This is a genomic window from Mesorhizobium sp. M1406 (assembly GCF_040317555.1).
In the GTDB taxonomy this organism is placed as follows: Bacteria; Pseudomonadota; Alphaproteobacteria; order Rhizobiales; family Rhizobiaceae; genus Mesorhizobium.
The window spans coordinates 18,403-35,126 of sequence record NZ_JAMYKW010000038.1 but is presented as its reverse complement, the minus strand read 5'-3'; the positions used below and the strand labels follow the sequence as shown (position 1 = coordinate 35,126).

General features: G+C 60.3%; 19 protein-coding genes. 8 read left to right on the top strand and 11 right to left on the bottom strand.

Translation table 11 applies throughout. The annotated features are described in order from the left end of the window. Positions 1 to 265: 265 nt before the first annotated feature. Positions 266 to 1,135 (bottom strand): LysR family transcriptional regulator, encoded by an 870-nt coding sequence (locus tag NKH03_RS24785; RefSeq protein WP_352971161.1) that lies wholly within the window; start codon positions 1,133 to 1,135, stop codon positions 266 to 268. A gap of 211 nt (positions 1,136 to 1,346) precedes the next feature. Here NKH03_RS24785 and NKH03_RS24780 point away from each other — a divergent pair, with 211 nt between their 5' ends. From NKH03_RS24780 to NKH03_RS24770, 3 genes are all read left to right on the top strand, one after another. Then, positions 1,347 to 1,502, top strand: coding sequence for a YjiS-like domain-containing protein (locus tag NKH03_RS24780; RefSeq protein WP_352871684.1), 156 nt, complete (start codon positions 1,347 to 1,349; stop codon positions 1,500 to 1,502). Positions 1,503 to 1,737: 235 nt separating this feature from the next. Then, entirely contained in the window at positions 1,738 to 2,586 is an 849-nt protein-coding gene (fghA, locus tag NKH03_RS24775) for an S-formylglutathione hydrolase (protein WP_352971159.1), read from the top strand. A 115-nt stretch (positions 2,587 to 2,701) separates the two neighbouring features. After that, on the top strand, positions 2,702 to 3,235 hold the full coding sequence (locus NKH03_RS24770; RefSeq protein ID WP_352971157.1) for a hypothetical protein: 534 nt from the start codon (positions 2,702 to 2,704) through the stop codon (positions 3,233 to 3,235). Between the two features lie 16 nt (positions 3,236 to 3,251). Here NKH03_RS24770 and NKH03_RS24765 read toward each other — a convergent pair whose 3' ends face one another. The 10 genes from NKH03_RS24765 to NKH03_RS24720 all read right to left on the bottom strand — a co-directional run bounded on the left by NKH03_RS24765 (position 3,252) and on the right by NKH03_RS24720 (position 11,492). Continuing rightward, positions 3,252 to 3,842: a hypothetical protein gene (locus tag NKH03_RS24765; RefSeq protein WP_352971155.1), complete on the bottom strand. Its 591-nt coding sequence runs from the start codon at positions 3,840 to 3,842 to the stop codon at positions 3,252 to 3,254. Next, positions 3,839 to 4,438: a L,D-transpeptidase gene (locus NKH03_RS24760; RefSeq protein ID WP_352971153.1), complete on the bottom strand. Its 600-nt coding sequence runs from the start codon at positions 4,436 to 4,438 to the stop codon at positions 3,839 to 3,841. Before NKH03_RS24760 ends, NKH03_RS24765 begins: the two co-directional genes overlap by 4 nt. Beyond that, a complete protein-coding gene (locus NKH03_RS24755) occupies positions 4,422 to 5,585 on the bottom strand; it encodes a CpaE/TadZ family protein (RefSeq protein WP_352971151.1) in 1,164 nt (387 codons plus the stop codon). The genes NKH03_RS24760 and NKH03_RS24755 overlap by 17 nt, the downstream gene beginning before the upstream one ends. Then, on the bottom strand, positions 5,582 to 6,223 hold the full coding sequence (locus NKH03_RS24750) for a TadE/TadG family type IV pilus assembly protein (protein ID WP_352971150.1): 642 nt from the start codon (positions 6,221 to 6,223) through the stop codon (positions 5,582 to 5,584). The genes NKH03_RS24755 and NKH03_RS24750 overlap by 4 nt, the downstream gene beginning before the upstream one ends. 2 nt (positions 6,224 to 6,225) lie before the next feature. Next, positions 6,226 to 6,762 carry a TadE/TadG family type IV pilus assembly protein gene (locus NKH03_RS24745; RefSeq protein WP_352971183.1) on the bottom strand — a complete coding sequence of 179 codons (537 nt, stop codon included), beginning with the start codon at positions 6,760 to 6,762 and terminating at the stop codon, positions 6,226 to 6,228. A 5-nt stretch (positions 6,763 to 6,767) separates the two neighbouring features. Beyond that, positions 6,768 to 8,297, bottom strand: a complete 1,530-nt coding sequence (locus NKH03_RS24740) for a TadE/TadG family type IV pilus assembly protein (protein ID WP_352971148.1) — start codon at positions 8,295 to 8,297, stop codon at positions 6,768 to 6,770. Between the two features lie 71 nt (positions 8,298 to 8,368). After that, positions 8,369 to 8,659 (bottom strand): hypothetical protein, encoded by a 291-nt coding sequence (locus NKH03_RS24735; RefSeq protein ID WP_352971146.1) that lies wholly within the window; start codon positions 8,657 to 8,659, stop codon positions 8,369 to 8,371. After that, on the bottom strand, positions 8,646 to 10,088 hold the full coding sequence (locus NKH03_RS24730) for a type II and III secretion system protein family protein (protein ID WP_352971144.1): 1,443 nt from the start codon (positions 10,086 to 10,088) through the stop codon (positions 8,646 to 8,648). Before NKH03_RS24730 ends, NKH03_RS24735 begins: the two co-directional genes overlap by 14 nt. Positions 10,089 to 10,143: 55 nt before the next feature. Then, positions 10,144 to 11,181 (bottom strand): Flp pilus assembly protein CpaB, encoded by a 1,038-nt coding sequence (gene cpaB / locus NKH03_RS24725; protein WP_352971142.1) that lies wholly within the window; start codon positions 11,179 to 11,181, stop codon positions 10,144 to 10,146. A 92-nt stretch (positions 11,182 to 11,273) separates the two neighbouring features. Beyond that, positions 11,274 to 11,492: a Flp family type IVb pilin gene (locus NKH03_RS24720; protein ID WP_352871662.1), complete on the bottom strand. Its 219-nt coding sequence runs from the start codon at positions 11,490 to 11,492 to the stop codon at positions 11,274 to 11,276. Between the two features lie 529 nt (positions 11,493 to 12,021). On the opposite strand from NKH03_RS24720, the gene NKH03_RS24715 reads away from it, so the two are divergent. Genes NKH03_RS24715 through NKH03_RS24695 form a run of 5 tightly spaced genes read left to right on the top strand, consistent with a single transcriptional unit; the run spans position 12,022 to position 16,483 of the window. Next, positions 12,022 to 13,410 carry a TadA family conjugal transfer-associated ATPase gene (locus NKH03_RS24715; RefSeq protein ID WP_352871661.1) on the top strand — a complete coding sequence of 463 codons (1,389 nt, stop codon included), beginning with the start codon at positions 12,022 to 12,024 and terminating at the stop codon, positions 13,408 to 13,410. 35 nt (positions 13,411 to 13,445) lie between these two features. After that, positions 13,446 to 14,381 (top strand): type II secretion system F family protein, encoded by a 936-nt coding sequence (locus NKH03_RS24710; protein WP_352971140.1) that lies wholly within the window; start codon positions 13,446 to 13,448, stop codon positions 14,379 to 14,381. Positions 14,382 to 14,412: 31 nt separating this feature from the next. After that, positions 14,413 to 15,348, top strand: a complete 936-nt coding sequence (locus tag NKH03_RS24705; RefSeq protein ID WP_352971138.1) for a type II secretion system F family protein — start codon at positions 14,413 to 14,415, stop codon at positions 15,346 to 15,348. Between the two features lie 54 nt (positions 15,349 to 15,402). Beyond that, a complete protein-coding gene (locus tag NKH03_RS24700) occupies positions 15,403 to 15,942 on the top strand; it encodes a tetratricopeptide repeat protein (RefSeq protein ID WP_352971136.1) in 540 nt (179 codons plus the stop codon). Between the two features lies 1 nt (position 15,943). Then, positions 15,944 to 16,483 carry a prepilin peptidase gene (locus tag NKH03_RS24695; protein ID WP_352971135.1) on the top strand — a complete coding sequence of 180 codons (540 nt, stop codon included), beginning with the start codon at positions 15,944 to 15,946 and terminating at the stop codon, positions 16,481 to 16,483. The last annotated feature ends 241 nt before the right edge of the window (positions 16,484 to 16,724 follow it).

Here is a 16,724-nt window from a genome sequence, read left to right as displayed (position 1 = left end):
ATTTGTTGAGATTGCCATGTAATTTCATGTTTTGAGCATTGCCGCAGCGCGCGGACGGCTCAATCCGGCATGGGAAACATGTATGAACTCGATGCTATCGCCGCAGCCGGATCGGCGGAACGTCACTTGCTTGCGGGGGTGGGCGGGGCCGGTCATCGGCGCGGTGATCCTGGGTGTGATGTCGTCAGGCTTCACGTTCCCCGCGGTTCGACGCCTACGGCAACCGGCGCGTCGGGGCCAGCCGATACGGTCTACATCACGCGGCTTACCGGATCGGCGTCTCGCCGCGAAACAGCGGCTGGTGTGCTCGCATCAAGGCGGCAATCCGGTCGGCGACTTTTCGTACCGGCGGGGAGTGACGTTCCTCGTGATGGGTGACGATCCATTGGTCGGTTTCGAGTTCGGGGATGGGCTGCGCGACGCGAACCAGCCGTGGATCGCTGTCGCCGACGAAGCACGGAAAGATCGAAAGCCCGGCGCCGGCGGCTACCAGTTCGCGCACCGAATGGGTGTTGTTGCCGCGCACGGCGATGCGGTCGCCGTGATGGGCTTGTAGCCATCGCGCCGAGGCAATGTTTGCCCCGTCGCCGGTGACGCCGACGAACAGGCCGGCGGCGATGCCATTGATCAGGTGGCGTCCGGAATAAATGGCGTGAGCGACCTTGCCGCTCTGACGGCCGGCCAGCCACTGCTCGGTCGGGCGCTCGCTACGGATGCCGATGTCGGCGGCACGGCGGCCGATGTCGACCCGGTCGGTGGTTGTGACGAACTCCACCCTCATGCCGTCATCGACCGTCCAGATTTCGCCGATGTGGGCGGAAACGAAGGCCGAGGTCCATGGCCCGGCCGAGACGCGGACAATGCGGTCGGGCAGGTTTCCTTGGCGCCAGCGGGTCAGCGACTGCATCGCTGCCTCGACGTCTTCGGCGCGCCGCAGCAGTTCTTCACCGACCGGGGTCAGTCGGTAGCCGGTCTGCCGACGCACGAACAATGGCTCGCCGATCTGCTTTTCAAGCGCGGTGACGCGCCGTCCAAGGGTGGCTGCGCTGAGGCGCGTGGTTCCCGTCGCCGCGCTCAGGCCACCCAGCCGCGCAACGTCGAGAAACAATCTCAAATCGTCCCAGTCGATATCCATTTTGCAGAAATGAAAAACTCCTTGCGACCGTGGCTGTAGCGCGAAGTGGGCATCACGCGCAAGTATGCGGGCATTGGAGGCGTTGGACAATCCTGCTTGTTGGGACAGTGAAAAGCGCCTCGACTGGCCCAGAAGCCAGCGCAATCCTTTCCATCGCGCGTGCCTTTCGCGCGGATGTTTTGCGCTTTCGACTGACCCAAAGGAGACGATCATGCTGTATGAACTTCGACGCCGTTTCGCCCGCTGGCTTTCCTATCGCCAGACGCTTGCGAGCTTGAGACAGGTTTCGGACCGCACACTGGCGGATGCCGGCATTTCTCGCGAAGAGGTCCGCGAGCGTGTCCACCACGCCAGTCTGGATCGTTGAGACAATGGAGGCGAGCATCGCCTCACACATTGCGGAACTCTAACCGGACCAGATGCGCGGGAACGACCGAGACGTTGACTTCGCGTTGTCCTCCCGGTCGTGAGCTTGCCCACGTCTTGCGTGACTTGCGTCATCCCACGGAATCCGGATCATGGTCCATCCTCCAGGGTTGCCGCGATCCCGACCGATGCCGTAGCACCATGGTTGGCGTTTTGAATTGGCGGAGAAAAAGCACATGTCAGAACAGATGAAGATGATCTCCACCGCCAGGTCGCACGGCGGCGTGCAGGGCGTCTATTCCCACGCTTCGGATGCCTGCGCCTGCGACATGAATTTTGCCGTTTTTGTGCCGCCGCGGGCCCGTGAAACGCCTTGCCCCGTGGTGTGGTACCTCTCCGGCCTCACCTGCACCCATGCCAATGTGATGGACAAGGGCGAGTACAGGCGGATGGCCGCGGAGCTTGGCCTGATCGTCGTTTGTCCCGACACCAGTCCGCGTGGCGCCGACATTCCCGACGAGAAGGACAATTGGCAATTTGGCAGTGGCGCCGGCTTCTACGTCGATGCGACGCAGGCGCCTTACGCGAAGAACTATCGCATGTATTCCTACCTCACCGAGGAACTGCCGGCCCTGATCGCGCGGGAATTTCCGGCCGACATGAGGCGCCAGGCGATCTTTGGCCACTCGATGGGCGGCCATGGGGCGCTGACGATCGCGCTGAAGAACCCAGAGCGCTTCAAAAGCTGCTCGGCGTTCGCGCCGATCGTTCAGCCGGCCACCGCCGGCTGGTCGAGGCCGGCCTTCGAAAAATATCTCGGCAACGACGAGGCCTCGTGGCGCGGCTACGACGCCACCTCGCTCATCGAGGATGGACACCGTTTTCCGGGGTTTCTCGTCGATCAGGGAACGTCGGACGGATTCCTCGATGATGGGCTGAGGCCCTGGCTTCTGGAAGCGGCCTGCGCCAAGGCCGGCATTCCGCTGACGCTGCGCATGCAGGACGGCTACGACCACTCGTATTTCTTCATTTCCAGTTTCATGGACGACCATCTGAGATGGCATGCGGAACGGCTTTCGTCGTAAGCCGATTTGGGCGACCGTCTCTGGCATCGCCTTACGGAGCCGGACATCTCGCTGGAACCGTTAAGCCTTGCGCAATCTATGCGGTCTATCTTGGCTGGTAGATTGTCGAGGGAACATGAAACGCAAGCCGCTTCTGCTTTTTGCCTTCCCGTTTCTCATTCTTGCGATCCTGGCAGGGGAGCGCATGGCGACCTTCTTGCTGGGAACCTATCCAGCCAGCCCCGCCGCATGGTGGATATGGCTTGAACTGCGCCCTTTGTCGGCGATGCTTTGGCAGCAGGTCGATGTCTATCTGGGGGGCTCGATGGCTCTCGACGCAGCCATCATTGCCGCGGCATCGATCGTCTGCTGGATGGCGTGCCACACCAGAAGGTCGGCTTTCTTCTTCCTCGCCAACCACGTCGCCCTGATTTTCGCCGGGCTGATGATCGCGGTCGGCAGCCATTCGGAAACGGCGAGCACGATCGCCGCGTTCACGTCGCCCAGCGGTCTTCCAATCTCGCTGACGGTCGATTTCACCTTGAAGAACAGCCTGGTGCTGCTTCTGGGCGTCACGGCCTGTGCCTACTGCCACATCGCCTTCCTCGCCGAAGCGCGGGAGCGGTCCGTCCGGGCCATTCGCATCCTGGCCCTGCGGCGCGATCTCTAGGCCGTTCCCACCAAGTCTAGTTGATCCTGCGGTAATAGACCTTGCCGTCGGGCTTCTCGATGCGCTGGTAGTTGGAGCTTGGGGGAGGAGGCGGCGCCGGTGCGGTCCTCTTCCTGGGCGCGGGCGGCGCTTCGATGACGCCGGGTTCGCTGTCGCCTTCGAGAGCTTCGGGCGCTTCCGCCAGCGTGCTGGTGGTGATCTCGGACGGTTCCGCCGCACTCGACACGGCCTCGTCGCCGGCGACCGGTACATTCTTGGCCAACCGGGCAATGCTGCCATCGATCTCGTTGAAGCTGCCTTGCAGTTGGCTGTCCAGTTTCTCGAACCGGCTCTGGAAGCCGTTGTTGACCGTGTCGAGCCGTGCCGCGATCCGCTGCTCGAACGCGCCGAGCTGCTCCAGCCGCGCCTCGACGAAACGCAGGTCGCTGATGCCCCGGTAGAGATAGATCGCCGCCGCTATGTTGATCCCGGTGATCAGCAAGGCGCCGCAGGCCACGACGATGCCGATCGTCCTTGTGCTGCCGGGTCGCTCGATGGCGCCCTGTTCGCGCTGTTCATGGTTTCCGATATCGATCGCCGGCATGTCCGGTTCGCTGATCGTCGTCATTGGACCACCACCTTTGCGCCGACCGCGACGCGCTTGAAGAGATCGATCACATCCGTGTTGGTAAGCCGAAAACAGCCCGACGTCCCGTCGAAGCCGACACCCGTCGGATCGTTGGTGCCGTGTATGCGGTAGAGCGTGTCGCGCCCGTCCCGGGACAGGTAGAGCGCCCTTGCGCCGAGCGGATTGTAGGGACCGGCGGGCACCATTTTCGGCAGCTCCGGCTGGCGGGCCCGCATCTCCTGCGGCGGGCGCCACTCCGGCCATTCGGTCTTCGACCCCACCTTGACGACGCCCGTCCAGCCGAACCCGTCGCGCCCGACGCTGATCTGGTAGCGCAGCGCCTGGCCTTGGCGGGTCACCAGGTAAAGCGCCTTCTCGTCCTTGCGGATGATGATCGTTCCCGGCTGTTCGGTGGTTGGAAAGGCAACGGCCTTGCGCAGGCTGGGGCCCATCGCCGGCAGCGGCGGCCGCTCGACCGACCGGGCCTCGGCCAAGTGCTGGACGGACAGTGCCAGCGCCATGCCGAGCACGCAGGCGCCGGCCAGCCGCCCAGCGATCCGGTATCTCGCGATCCGATACCTATCGGGCAGCGTCATCGAGCCGCTCTTTGAACATCCGCTTCAGATCCTTGTTGAAGCGCGCCCGCCCATCCACTTCCGATGGCGGGATGGCCCTGTTCAGCGCATCGGTCAGAAGCGCGTTGTCCAGCGCCACCGACTTGATGTGCGGCGCCTTGAATATCTTTTCGAGCTCGCTGCGCGAAAAGTGGTTCCCGAACCATTTGCGCTTGTGCTTGTTGGCGACCAGCGTGATGTTGACCGCGTTGCCGCGCAGCTCGCGGATCTTCTTGTAGAGCCGCTTGCCTTGCCGCAGCGAAGCGACATTGAGCTCGAAGACGATAAAGATCTCGTCGCTCGTCGAAAGCACGGAATTGTGCCAGGGCGTTTCGAGATTGGGCAGGTCGATGACGATGTCGTCGAAGCGGTAGGCGACGAGGTCCAGCAGCCGGAAGACGAAATCGCTGCCATGCGGCTCGAACGGCAGTTGCGGCCGCTCGAACGCGTAGAGGGTGAGGCCGGACGGGCGCGAAAGCTTGATGACGTCCATCAGCTCGACATCGAGCCGTTCCGGCTGGCCGATGATGCCGGCAAGGTCGAACTGGTTGAACAGATTGAGATAGGCGCCGCAATTGGCGCTCTGGAAATCGAGATCGACCAGGCAGGTGGATGCCGCGCGCTCAGTCGATTTCGCGGCCAGGAATTCGGCCGCGGACAGCGCCAGCGTCGTGGCGCCCGCGCCACCGCTGGCGCCGATGAAGGTGATGATCCGGCTTTTCGTTCCCTGGTTGCCGGTGTCGTGGAAGGTCACCGCGTTGAGCAGCTCCTTGCCGTCGAGCGGCTTGTGCAGCCAGTCCGAGGCGTTCATGCGCACCAGCACGCGCGTCTGCTCCGACGTCAGCTCGTCGGAAACCGCGATCAGCGGCACGGTCGCCCACAGCGCGCGCGCCTCGACGATACCGGGCCTGCCGAGCAACTCGCCATTGCCGAGGTCGAGAATGACGATGCCCGGGCGCGTGTCCGCGGGCGGCCCCTTGAGAAAGTCGCTGGTCTCCGAAATCCGCACATCGTAGATCGCCAGCGCATCGAGCCGCGTCGCCACATCGCGCTTGAAGCTCGGATCCGACGAGAACAGCGCCACCTGCTTTCGCTTGGTCGGCGTAACCTTGGTGTTGATGGCATTCATGGCGCAGTACTCTTTAAATCTTCGCCCGTGACCGTGCTCAGCATGGAAGGCATTGTGATGTCGTCGAATCCGAGCAGTCCGCCCAGGAAGAAGAACTGGAAAGTCAAATTCTGCAGGCTGACGGTTATTGTCGGAACAGGTCCGCCCAGACGGGTCTGGTAGCCCAAGCCGGTGGCGCTGTAGGTAATCACCACGTTGTCGCGGTGCAGGCCGGGAAAGAAATGGCACATTCCAACTCGCTGGTCTGTGCCCGCCGCTGGACAGGAGTTATCGTTGGTGTTGGCCGTGTCGCCGCGAAAGATGCGGCTGAAGTTGAAGTTGGTGGCATCGAATGCGCCGCCATTGCTGCACGCTCCTACGTTGCCGGTGTATTTGCAGACGAAGGGTCCATAGGCGGCAGCAACGACTGGGGCGCCCGGTGTCGTCGTCGGGCCAGCTCCCGTAAGTGCGGTGGCAACCGGATCGGAAATGGAGGCCAGACGTGCGCCGAGCTGCACGGCCTTTGTGGCGGCGTTCCATTGATACAACGCATAGCCGAAATCGACGAAGCCGAGCACAAGGGTAAACAGCAGCGTCGATACGATGGCCATTTCCACCATCGCCGTCCCATCATCCGATTTTGCGAAACGCTTCATCATGATCAGAACCGGATTAACCGCTCCTCGTGAAAGCCGCCGAGGGTGATCGGGCCGATGCCGATGATCGACAGCATCCCGACCCCAGTGTATGGGTAGGTGCCGACCGCGCGGACGACGCAGACTTGTGTCGTGGTGGAGCGGTATTTGGTAACGCCGGCCACCACGGCGTCTTGGCAGGTGTTGTTCATGGTCACCGTGACATCCGCTTTCAGCCAGCCAGCGATACGCGGAACGTCTGGAACACCTGACACTCCCACTGCCGTCTTCCCAAACACCGCGATGTTTGTGGCTACATCCGCACAGTTGATCGCCGCGAGCCCGGCATCGGTATACAACTTACTGTTGCAGCGCGCGGCAAAGCGAGCACCGTCCGTAAGCCCAGCCTCCATCAGCAGCTTGTCGTGGATCAAATTGCCGAACTCGAACACGCCCGCCGACAACGTCAGCACCAGCGGCGCAATCAGCGCCATTTCTACCAGCGCTGTACCACGCCCGTCGCGTCGAAATCTATTGAGATGATGGCCTAGTATTGCGATCATCATCGTCACCGATAAAGCTGCGCTTCGTCGCGGAGGAAATTATCAAGAGTACTCGAACCGTCGTGACCGGTGATGTCGACCAGTTCAACCATCACGGAAGCATCATCCGATGCTGACATGACCGGTTCCGTAAGGAAGAAGCTGCCGAATGCTTCGACCGGCAGATCGGTGCTATGCCCGGACAGATCGTTGCCAGCACTTTCGAGTGCGTTGCAGTTCAGGATTGCCCCATAGAGCAGACGCCGGTCCACCGATGTGACCGGTGGTTGGCAACCTGCCGACGGTGTCCCGATTTCTCCACCCGTTGATGCGGTGCTAACCAATCCGGCCGATATCTCGTAACGGTAAACCTGATAGCGCGTCGGCTTGGTCGTGTTCCATGAAGCTGGATACGAGGTGGAACCGAAGTTGGTGCTCCAATAGCTGGAAAAATCCCAATTTCCGTCACCCATCCTGCCACTCATGTACGGAGTAGTCGCGTCGCGCGGAAGGCCCTTTCTTCCAGCCTCCGTGAACGAGAGCTGGTTCATGGCAGGGCATTGATTTACGCTGCCTTTGACCTGTTTTGCCCCTTTCCGCACATTCGCAGAAGGACCGTATTCGGGGGCATTGAAGGTGCCTCCGGCTCCGATTCCAAAACGAACATTGAAGGCGTCTTGCACAGGGCCAGCGTTCTGACCCGTCTTGGTCGAGACGCTCGCAGAACTGTAACAGCCAATTGGCTTCGATGTGGCGATGGTTTGCGCGAGAGCTTGGGCGCCGTTTCCCACACCTGACGGGGGCTCTAAAAAGCCGAAGTTACCTGGCCCGGCGGCAGCCCCGCTACCGACTTTCCTCATTTCGATCAACCGACGATGCACAGCCGGGTCAGAAACGGCCTGCGCCAATGTAAATCCGCCCGCCGAATTGGTCCCGTTCACCATCTCATAAGGGTTGCACATGAAGACAGGCGTGAAATCGCAGACCCCAGAGGTGAAGCCCGCGACGGCGACTGCCCCCACGTTGAAGCTGTTGCTGGCGCCGGACGACAAAAAGGAAGCCGGGAAGATTGCATCAAAGCCAGTGGGCGTGACAGTCACCTGGATGAACCGCGTTTGCCCTTCTCCCACGATGGGATCGGCGTCCGCGAGATAAGTTGCCTGGTTGGCTACTGTTATCTGAATGCCGTCCGCGGCAGGGATAGCTTTCAGAAAGCACCATGAGATACTTCCGGCACTATTGCATCGCTGTGTGCCTCCCGGTTGGCCGGCCAATAGGATTCTTGGGCCTGCTGTCGAGAACTGGCTCTCATTGCGAACAAGCACGTCCATTGCGCGTTCAGCCCGCATCCAGGCCCCGCTGCTTCCGTCTAGTTCGGCCGCCGCGGCAAGTGCAAAGCTGTCGGCGCCCTTCTGCAAATCATTGTGCAGATTGTTGATCCGGCTCATGTCAATCGCTAGCAGCGAAAAGCCGATGATCGCCGGCAGCGTGATGCTGACGAGGATCAGCGCTATTCCTCTCTGATCGTTCCAGAAGGCACGAATGGTCCCCAACATGACCTTACTCTCTTTCGCCTTGCGCCAGAGCCCCTCGCTTGCCCGGCGCCCTCCGCATCCTTCCGTTCAGTTCACGGCGTCACACCGGACCCGCCGACATTGACCGTGATCGCCGGCGGCGGCGGCGGTGGTGGTGGAAATTTGTAGTTGTGCGCGACAAGTGCTGCGCGCGTGCCGTCGCCTTCGATGTGTGTGTTCCTGGAGGCCGGGTTGAGCGGATCGACCGTCTGCAGCAGCGAATTGAACTTCTGCGTGTCGCCGGCGGCCAACGTCACCGAATCATAGTGGTTCAGATAGTCCGCGGCGCAGCCCGACAGCGCACCGGCGCACAGAATGAGGATCAAGGCGCTATTTCTTGACATAGAGCATCTTGTCCTTCGATTTGAAGTCGAGCATGTGGCCATAAGGGCCGGTGACGCCATCGCCCGTTTCGTATTTTCGGATCATATCCTTGTTAACCTCGAGCTGGCCGAGCACGAAGAATTCCGGATCGTTGGCGGGCCGCGTCTTGTCGAACGGCGTCGCCAGCTGCTCGCCGGGCTTCACCGGCCGAACGATGTGCGGCGTGACGATGACCACCAGCTCGGTCTCTTCCTTCTGGTTGCTCGAATTCCGGAACAGCGTCCCGATGACAGGCACCTGGCCGAGCCACGGCACCTGGTTCTGAAGCTTGGTGGTCTTGCTGGACAGAAGCCCGCCGACCGCGAAGCTCTGGCCGTCGCGCAATTCGACGACTGTGTCGAGTTTGCGGTTGGTGAAGATCGGGTCGCCGGCGGTGGTGAAGCCGGTCAGGTCGCTGACCTCCGGCGCCAGCTTCATATGGATTTTGTCGTCGGCGAGCACGACCGGCGTGAACAGAAGATTGACGCCGAATTGCTTGTACACGATGCTTATCTCGCCATCTTTGTCGAGCGTGCGAATAGGCACTTCACCGCCGGCGTTGAAGCTGGCCGGCTCGCCGGAAAGCGTGGTCAGATTGGGCTCGGCCAGCGTGCGCACCACGCCCTTGGCCTCCAGTGCCTCGATGACCAAATCGACTTTGATGTTGCTGTCGATGACGCGGGTGATCAGTGCCGCAAAGGGGCTGCTGTTCGACAACAGGCCGGTGATAATATTGCCCGGTCCGGCCACCACATTGTCTTCATCGACGGCGGCATCGCCAGTTCCGGTACGAGTCGTGCCGCTGCTGTTGCGGCTCCTGATCGAGACGCCAAGGTCGCGTCCAGCATTGCGCTTGGCCTCCAGCACACGAACTTCCAGATTGACCTGCTGGCTGTCATCGACGGTAACGGAGTTGATGACGGCGTCGGGACCATATTGCTGCGCAACCTGCATGATTGCCTCCAGCGTCGCGCCGTCCTTGACATGGCCGCCGAGCCTGACTTTGCCGTTGATCGAGCCGATTTCGATGCGTGACCTCGGCGCCACCTGGCGGATTGCCGCCGCCATGTCGCTGACGTCGACGCCGACCTCGATCTGGAGGGCGCCGAGCGAGCGTTTGTCCGTCGAAAACAGGTTGACCGTGGTGGTGCCGGCGCCCTTGCCGATGACATAAAGCGTGCGGTCGGTCATCGGCTGGGCATCTGCGATCTTCTCGTCGCCGACGACGATGTCGCCCAGATTGGCACTCACCTGGACCGTTACCGATTGCGACATCGGCAGGAAGATACGATGCACACTTGGGGTCGACACGTCGATGAAACGGTCGGCCGCGTCGGCCGCCAGGCTCGACGACAGCAACGCACAGAAACAGGCCAGAACAGCGGCCGGTGATCCCCAGAACACGCGCATTTACGCTACCCCCTCGCCGGCTGATTCGGACTCCACATATCCTACTATGCCGGTGCTATTTTTGTCGCGGCACATCATATGTTTCGAGCTTTATACCTCGAAAGACACCGACTGTCGCCCGCGCCGGTGGTTCCGGCTGCACATATTTGACCACTTCCTTGACAACTTCTTTCACCTGCGGCGCAGATGCCACAGCCGGAGCCGGCTTTACCTTGCCCAGTTCATCGAGGCGGCTCCCCACTTTTTCCACGGCCTGGGTCAAACCGGCGATCCTGTCTTCGGCGCGCTTGCGCTCCTCCGCGGCCGCTGCTTCTGCTGCTGCCTTCTTGTCGAGTTCCGCCTGCCTGGCGGCGACATCGGCCGCCGTTTCGCCGGTCAGGTCGGAAAGCGTCACACGTTCGGTCGTCTCCCCCTTGCTGGCGGCGGCCTGGCGCAGCGCCAGCGACAATTGGCCGGCGCCTGCCGCCAGGGTCAGCTTCTGCGCATCTCTTGTGCTGGCCTCGAGCGTGACGGACTTGACCACTGTCGGGCTGTCCTTGCTTTCGTCGGCCACCTGGTCGATGGCGAGCACCTTCATGCTCTGCAGCAGCACGTCGACGAAACTCTTGTCCGTGCCATCATCGCCGCGCGCTGTGCGGGTGAGTAGAATATCGACTCGATCGCCCGGGAAAACGAAGCCGGCGACGCCGAGCACGTCGTTGACGCGGATCGAAACGGCCTTCATGCCTTCGCCAAGCACTGCCGATAGTGTGGCGCGTTGGCCGGGGCCAGTAATCTTGGTAGCAAGAATCGGCTCATTGACGCCGATCGCTTGCAATGCCTGCTTGGCGTCACCAGCTAACAGGTCCTTGGTTGACTTGAACGCCCCGGCTGGGACCGCACCTGCCGGCCACGCGACTTCACGCAATTTATCCGCGGTGAGCGCGTCGCCGAACTTCAGCGGCATTGCCGCCACGACGACTGTGCTGCCTTGAACGAGGCCCGTTTGCGCCATGGCGCTACGCTGGCCGGCCAGCCAGATATTGACCAGCACAACTGCCAGAACGCCGAACACGCCGGCGAGAACGATCATGATAAGCGTATTGGCGCGCATGTCCCAAGCCCCAAGCCCCAATGCGGGATTCGCCCGCTGCGATCAGTTTCAGGCCCGGCTCGAACGATCCGGGCCTGAGTGTAGTCAGGCGATCAGGTGCCGACGCCGGTCGAGGCAATGCAGCTGCCGACGCTGCTGGCTTCCAGCGCGGTGCAGAGCGCCGAGAAACGACCGTTCACCCATCCGCCGATGGCGATGACCGTCATGATCGAGGCGACCGCAATGATGCCGATAAGGATGGAATATTCGACCATGGCAGCGCCGTTTTCATCGTCGCGGAACTGCCGGGTCATCGTCATGAGCTTGTTCATGTCAATTTCTCCCTTTGGAGGTTGGAACCCGACGAGACAGAGCAAAGGATGAAATCCATACCCAAGCATCCCCCGTCATCTCGATCCTAGGTCCCGAGAAAATGCAGAGTCAAACGGATTAAGAGTTCCTTAACTTTCATATACGTGATTCGGCAAGAATATTGCAAACCGAGGTCTTCGCAAAGGCTTGATTCTTTTCATTTTTCGATCGTCCTTAACCATCCGTTCACAATTTCGTCGCGGATGTGGCGAAATTAGGGAAACATTAGCCATACTGCATATTCCTTTATATCTAAGGGCTTAGCGCTACGTCCAGACGGTTTGACGCCGAAACTCAGAGGGGCCCGGAAAGCGGGGTCGACGCTCTGACCGCGAACAGGCAGCCATATCAAATAAACACGTTATTTCAGGCCCCTGCTCTTAACTATGTATAAAGTATTGGTTGCGCGCGAGCCATCCGGGCGCTTGTGCCCCTGGTGGTTAACGGTTAGTTTCCGCTAATATGAGTCAGAGGGGAGTATAAGCTATTATGCTGGGGCGGTTCATCAAGGGGCCAAGCGAACAGCAGGCAATGGTAAAAGTCGAGCCGCTGGCGGTGCCGCCTGTTGCTCAGCCCGTTTCGCCGGCGGCCGACATTGAAACACATGGTGACGATTTTCTGACGCTCAAGGTCGAGATTCATCGCCATCTTATCGATCGGTTCAACCTGACCGCGCTTGAAAGTGCTTCCAAGGATGAGATCCTGAACGAGATCCGTCCGATCGTGCGCGAGTTCGTTCGAAATCGGAACGTGCCGCTGAACGCCCGCGAACTCGATCAATTGACCAGCGATACCGCCGACGAGATGCTGGGACTTGGGCCGATCGAGCCATTGCTCAAGGACGATTCGATTACCGACATCATGATCAACACCCACAAGCGCGTCTTCATAGAGCGGCGTGGCGTGATCGAGGAGACGGCGATCCGTTTCCGCGACGAGGCGCATTTGCTGCGCGTCATCAACAAGATCGTATCGGCGATCGGCAGGCGTGTCGATGAATCGTCGCCGATGGTCGATGCACGGCTGGAAGACGGCTCTCGCGTCAACATCGCGGTGCGGCCGGTCTCGGTCGACGGCCCTTTGGTGTCGATCCGCAAATTCTCGAAAAATCCCTATTCGCTCGAGCGTTTGATGGCATTCAATTCGATCCGCCCGCCGATGATCGAACTGCTGCGGATCGCCGTGCAGGCGCGCAAGTCGATCCTCGTTTCGGGCGGCACCGGCAGCGGCAAGACGACCTTGCTCAATGCGCTGTCGAGCTACATCCCCTCCAGGGAGCGGCTGATCACTATCGAGGATGCGGCGGAACTGCAATTGCAGCAGCCGCATGTTGGCCGGCTGGAGACGCGTCCGCCCAATGTCGAGGGAAGGGGCGAGGTTCGCCAGCGCGAATTGCTGAAAAACGCCTTGCGCATGCGGCCGGATCGCATCATCGTCGGCGAGGTGCGCGGCGAGGAAGCCTTCGACATGCTGCAGGCGATGAACACGGGCCATGAAGGCTCGATGACCACCATCCATGCCAACACGCCGCGCGATGCAATCTCGCGGCTGGAACAGATGGTCGGCATGGCCGGCATGCCGATGACGCACGATTCGATCCGCGCGCAGATCGCCTCCGCCATCGACATCATCGTGCAGACACAGCGTCTTTCGGACGGCGGCCGGCGTGTCACCTCCATATCGGAACTGACTGGCATGGAGGGCAATGTCGTCCAGCTTCAGGAAATCTATCATTTCGTCCGCCGTGAAGTCACAGCCGAGGGCAAGGTCATCGGAGACTTTCGCGCAACCGGTGTCCGTCCGCGCTTCGCTCCGGAGGCCGCGACTCTTGGCCATCATTTTGCCAAGGACGCCTTCAACCCGCAGGTTGCCCTCTGATGCCGACAGGTCAAGCTCTGCTGTATTTCATTTACATGCTGGCGGCAGCCTCGGTCATTCTCGCCGGCGAAGCTCTCTATCTTTCCTTTGCTGGTCGCCGTTCCCGATCCATGGCGGTTAATCGCCGGCTGAAGCGGCTCGCCGGCGAGGTTCCGGCCGAACAAACGTTACAGGGGCTGCTGCGAGAACGCGGCTTGACGGATTCCGGCGACTTTCTTTTTGGAATGGTCTGGCTGAACAGGCTCTATACCCAATCCGGCATCACCGGGAATCCCCTGACGTTCGCCGCGACGTTCCTGCTTGCGGGTCTGGCGATGGCGTTGCTGCTGGCGATCCTCTTCAATTCTTCCGCTTTGGCATCGCTCATTGTCTTTCTGGTCGTAGGGCTTGTCTTGCCGCTTCTCGTCCTCCGGCGCGCCCGCAACAAGCGAATCCGGAAGTTTGCCAAACAGTTGCCCGATGCGCTCGACATGATTGTCCGTTCGCTGCGCGCCGGGCACCCCGCTTCGGTAGCGATCGGTCTGGTCGGGCGCGAAATGCCCGATCCGCTCGGCACGGAGTTTGGCATCGTCTCCGATGAAATCACCTTTGGCCTCAGCATCGAGCAGGCCGTGCGAAAGCTTTCGCAGCGTGTCGGCTTCGAGGGCCTTCAGCTGCTGTCGGTATCGCTGTCGATCCAGGCCAAGACGGGCGGCAATTTGACCGAAATTCTGGCCAATCTTTCCTCGGTTCTGCGTGAACGGCAGAAATTGCGAATGAAAATCAGGGCGCTTTCGGCCGAAGGTCGCGTCTCCGCGTGGATCATCTCCTTGTTTCCTGTTGTGATGTTCTTCACACTTCAAATCCTTGCCCCAGCCTATTACGGCGTCGTCTGGGGCAACCCGCTCATCTTCCCGATATTCCTGATTTTCGGGTTGTGGGCGCTGCTTGGCGACTTCATCATGTACCGGATGGTTACTTTCGATTTTTGACTGGGAGCGACGAAAGAAATTGTTTTCGAACATGGACCTGGGCTTCTTGGTGTCTATTGCCGTCTTTGTGACGGCGGTGTCCTTTTTCCTGTTCGGTGCGCTTGTCTTCCTCCCGGCTCTGCAGACACGAAAACTCGTCGCGCAGAGCCTGATGGGCAAAGGAATTACAGACCGCCGATCGATGCTCGGACAAGACCAGCTTGCCAAGCTTGCGGCGCAGCGGCCGGTCGACGCATATTTCAAGTCGATCGAGAAGGAGCGCGATGAGCCAAATGCCCTGGAGGCGAAGCTGTTTCGCGCCGGCTTTTATCAATCAAGCGCACCACTGATTTATACGCTAAGTCGCCTGATCGCCGTCTGCGTCGGCTTTCTGGCAATGTATGCACTCCTGTCGCGCGCTCTGCCGCCGCACCTGCCAGGTTTCATCACCCTTGCTGGTTCTGCCCTGTTCGGGTTGGCCTGCATCGTGCTTCCCGCCATTCTGCTCGACCGTTTCGAGAACAGCCAGAAACAGATCTATCGTCGAGCCTTCCCCGACTTCATGGACATGATGATCACCTGCGCCGATGCCGGCATGAGCTTGGAGGGGGCAGTCGAACGCGTCAGCCATGAAATGGCCGCCACCCACAGATGGCTGGGAATACAGCTGTCAATCATGAATTTGCAGTTGCGTGCTGGCAAGCCGTTGCGGGAAGCGCTACGCGAACTCTCAGATCGCATCGGACTTGACGAGGCGCGGGCACTGGCTGTCCTCTTTAGGCAGTCGGAAGAACTCGGTACCAGTCTCACCGACGCACTGCGTGTTTATAGCGCCGAGATGCGTGGGCAAAGAATCCTGAGTGCAGAGGAACGCGCCAACTCTTTGCCTGTGAAAATGATGATTCCGTTGGGGCTTTGTATCTTCCCTGTGGTTATGATGGTTATCATGCTACCGGTGATCATCCGCATGAGGGGCATTTTGTTCTAATTGCGTGTATGATCTGATTCTAATATGAGGTCCGAGATCCTTGGGGGAATCTGTATGAAGAGGGCTATCGCGGCGGCGTTCTGCCTGTTGACGGTTTTGCTTGCCGGCTGCCAGACGGACGCCACCGACGGTGTCGTTCGCACCAACGAGCCATCGAAAGGCGACGTGACGTCCTTCGGCGATGCTTTCGACGGGCTGAAGACGGTCAGCGACGTCGAATATTACGCCTCCGACCAGGCTGTTGCCGAAGCCAAGAACCAGTTCCGCGCCGAGAACTACGGCAATGCCGGTGCTCTGTTCTTCAAGGCGACGCAACTTGCCCCCAATGATGGCAACGCCTGGATGGGATTGGCCGCCTGCACCGACCGGATACATCGCTTCGACCTGTCCGACCGGGCGTATGCCCGTGCCTTCAAGCTGGTCGGGGCGACGCCCGAATATTACAACAATGTCGGTTATTCCTATCTGCTGCGCGGCAAGCTGCAGAATGCACGCAGCACTTTCCTCAAGGCCTACGAACTGGCGCCCAACGATCCGACCGTCGCCAACAATCTGAAGCTTCTGTCGTCAAGCGTGCAGAATATCGAGCGCTAGCATGCTGCTCGTCGAAGCGCTGCTGCTGAAGGTCCTCGCCATCCCTCTGCTGGCAAGGATTGGCTGGCTCGACTTCACCACTCAGAAGATATCGAATCGCGACGTGCTGCTGTTGCTCTGCCTGGGGGCGGGGGGCCTGCTGCTGCTGTCGCTCCAATCCGGATCCTGGTGGAACATGGGGCTGAGCGCCCTTGCCGGGCTTCTGTTGTTCGTCGCGCTCTTCCCGTTCTGGGCGCTGCGCAAGATCGGCGCCGGCGACGTCAAGCTGATCGCTGTGGTGCCTTTTTTGATCGGTGGCAGCGATCTGGTTGTATTTTCGGTGCTGCTGCTGGTTTTCGCCCTCGCCACCGCCGCAATCGTGAAAAACCCGTTCATGCTGCCTGCCGGTGCTTTTCGGCTCATTGTCCAGCATTTGGATCGCAAGGGCGTGGTGCCGTTCGGAGTGCCGATCTCGATAGCCGCGATCTGTACGATAGCGTTCCTGATCTACAAAAGTTTGGTGCTGGCGAGCGGTTCTGGAATCCTCAACCAGCTTAACTGAGCCTCGCAGCCGCAAACGAAAAACCCGCCTGCGCGGCGGGTCACTGGCGCAAATCAGCACCATGGACAAAGGTGTACCATAGCTGAGGTCACGAAATCAAGAAAAAATTCCTATCATGAACGGCACAAAAGCTGCTGACACAGCCGAACCGGCTGTCGTCAGGTCTTTTGTGAACCTGAGTTCGGAGCCCTACGGGGACTGAGGACCTTGCCGAGCAATCAGGTCGATGGCTAAATAAACG

What these genes read in the sequence shown, in the direction of transcription:
- NKH03_RS24785 (WP_352971161.1), bottom strand. Translation starts at nt 1,135, where the DNA reads ATGGATATCGACTGGGACGATTTGAGATTGTTTCTCGACGTTGCGCGG.
- NKH03_RS24780 (WP_352871684.1), top strand. Translation starts at nt 1,347, where the DNA reads ATGCTGTATGAACTTCGACGCCGTTTCGCCCGCTGGCTTTCCTATCGC.
- fghA (WP_352971159.1), top strand. Translation starts at nt 1,738, where the DNA reads ATGTCAGAACAGATGAAGATGATCTCCACCGCCAGGTCGCACGGCGGC.
- NKH03_RS24770 (WP_352971157.1), top strand. Translation starts at nt 2,702, where the DNA reads ATGAAACGCAAGCCGCTTCTGCTTTTTGCCTTCCCGTTTCTCATTCTT.
- NKH03_RS24765 (WP_352971155.1), bottom strand. Translation starts at nt 3,842, where the DNA reads ATGACGACGATCAGCGAACCGGACATGCCGGCGATCGATATCGGAAAC.
- NKH03_RS24760 (WP_352971153.1), bottom strand. Translation starts at nt 4,438, where the DNA reads ATGACGCTGCCCGATAGGTATCGGATCGCGAGATACCGGATCGCTGGG.
- NKH03_RS24755 (WP_352971151.1), bottom strand. Translation starts at nt 5,585, where the DNA reads ATGAATGCCATCAACACCAAGGTTACGCCGACCAAGCGAAAGCAGGTG.
- NKH03_RS24750 (WP_352971150.1), bottom strand. Translation starts at nt 6,223, where the DNA reads ATGATGAAGCGTTTCGCAAAATCGGATGATGGGACGGCGATGGTGGAA.
- NKH03_RS24745 (WP_352971183.1), bottom strand. Translation starts at nt 6,762, where the DNA reads ATGATCGCAATACTAGGCCATCATCTCAATAGATTTCGACGCGACGGG.
- NKH03_RS24740 (WP_352971148.1), bottom strand. Translation starts at nt 8,297, where the DNA reads ATGTTGGGGACCATTCGTGCCTTCTGGAACGATCAGAGAGGAATAGCG.
- NKH03_RS24735 (WP_352971146.1), bottom strand. Translation starts at nt 8,659, where the DNA reads ATGTCAAGAAATAGCGCCTTGATCCTCATTCTGTGCGCCGGTGCGCTG.
- NKH03_RS24730 (WP_352971144.1), bottom strand. Translation starts at nt 10,088, where the DNA reads ATGCGCGTGTTCTGGGGATCACCGGCCGCTGTTCTGGCCTGTTTCTGT.
- cpaB (WP_352971142.1), bottom strand. Translation starts at nt 11,181, where the DNA reads ATGCGCGCCAATACGCTTATCATGATCGTTCTCGCCGGCGTGTTCGGC.
- NKH03_RS24720 (WP_352871662.1), bottom strand. Translation starts at nt 11,492, where the DNA reads ATGAACAAGCTCATGACGATGACCCGGCAGTTCCGCGACGATGAAAAC.
- NKH03_RS24715 (WP_352871661.1), top strand. Translation starts at nt 12,022, where the DNA reads ATGCTGGGGCGGTTCATCAAGGGGCCAAGCGAACAGCAGGCAATGGTA.
- NKH03_RS24710 (WP_352971140.1), top strand. Translation starts at nt 13,446, where the DNA reads ATGCTGGCGGCAGCCTCGGTCATTCTCGCCGGCGAAGCTCTCTATCTT.
- NKH03_RS24705 (WP_352971138.1), top strand. Translation starts at nt 14,413, where the DNA reads ATGGACCTGGGCTTCTTGGTGTCTATTGCCGTCTTTGTGACGGCGGTG.
- NKH03_RS24700 (WP_352971136.1), top strand. Translation starts at nt 15,403, where the DNA reads ATGAAGAGGGCTATCGCGGCGGCGTTCTGCCTGTTGACGGTTTTGCTT.
- NKH03_RS24695 (WP_352971135.1), top strand. Translation starts at nt 15,944, where the DNA reads ATGCTGCTCGTCGAAGCGCTGCTGCTGAAGGTCCTCGCCATCCCTCTG.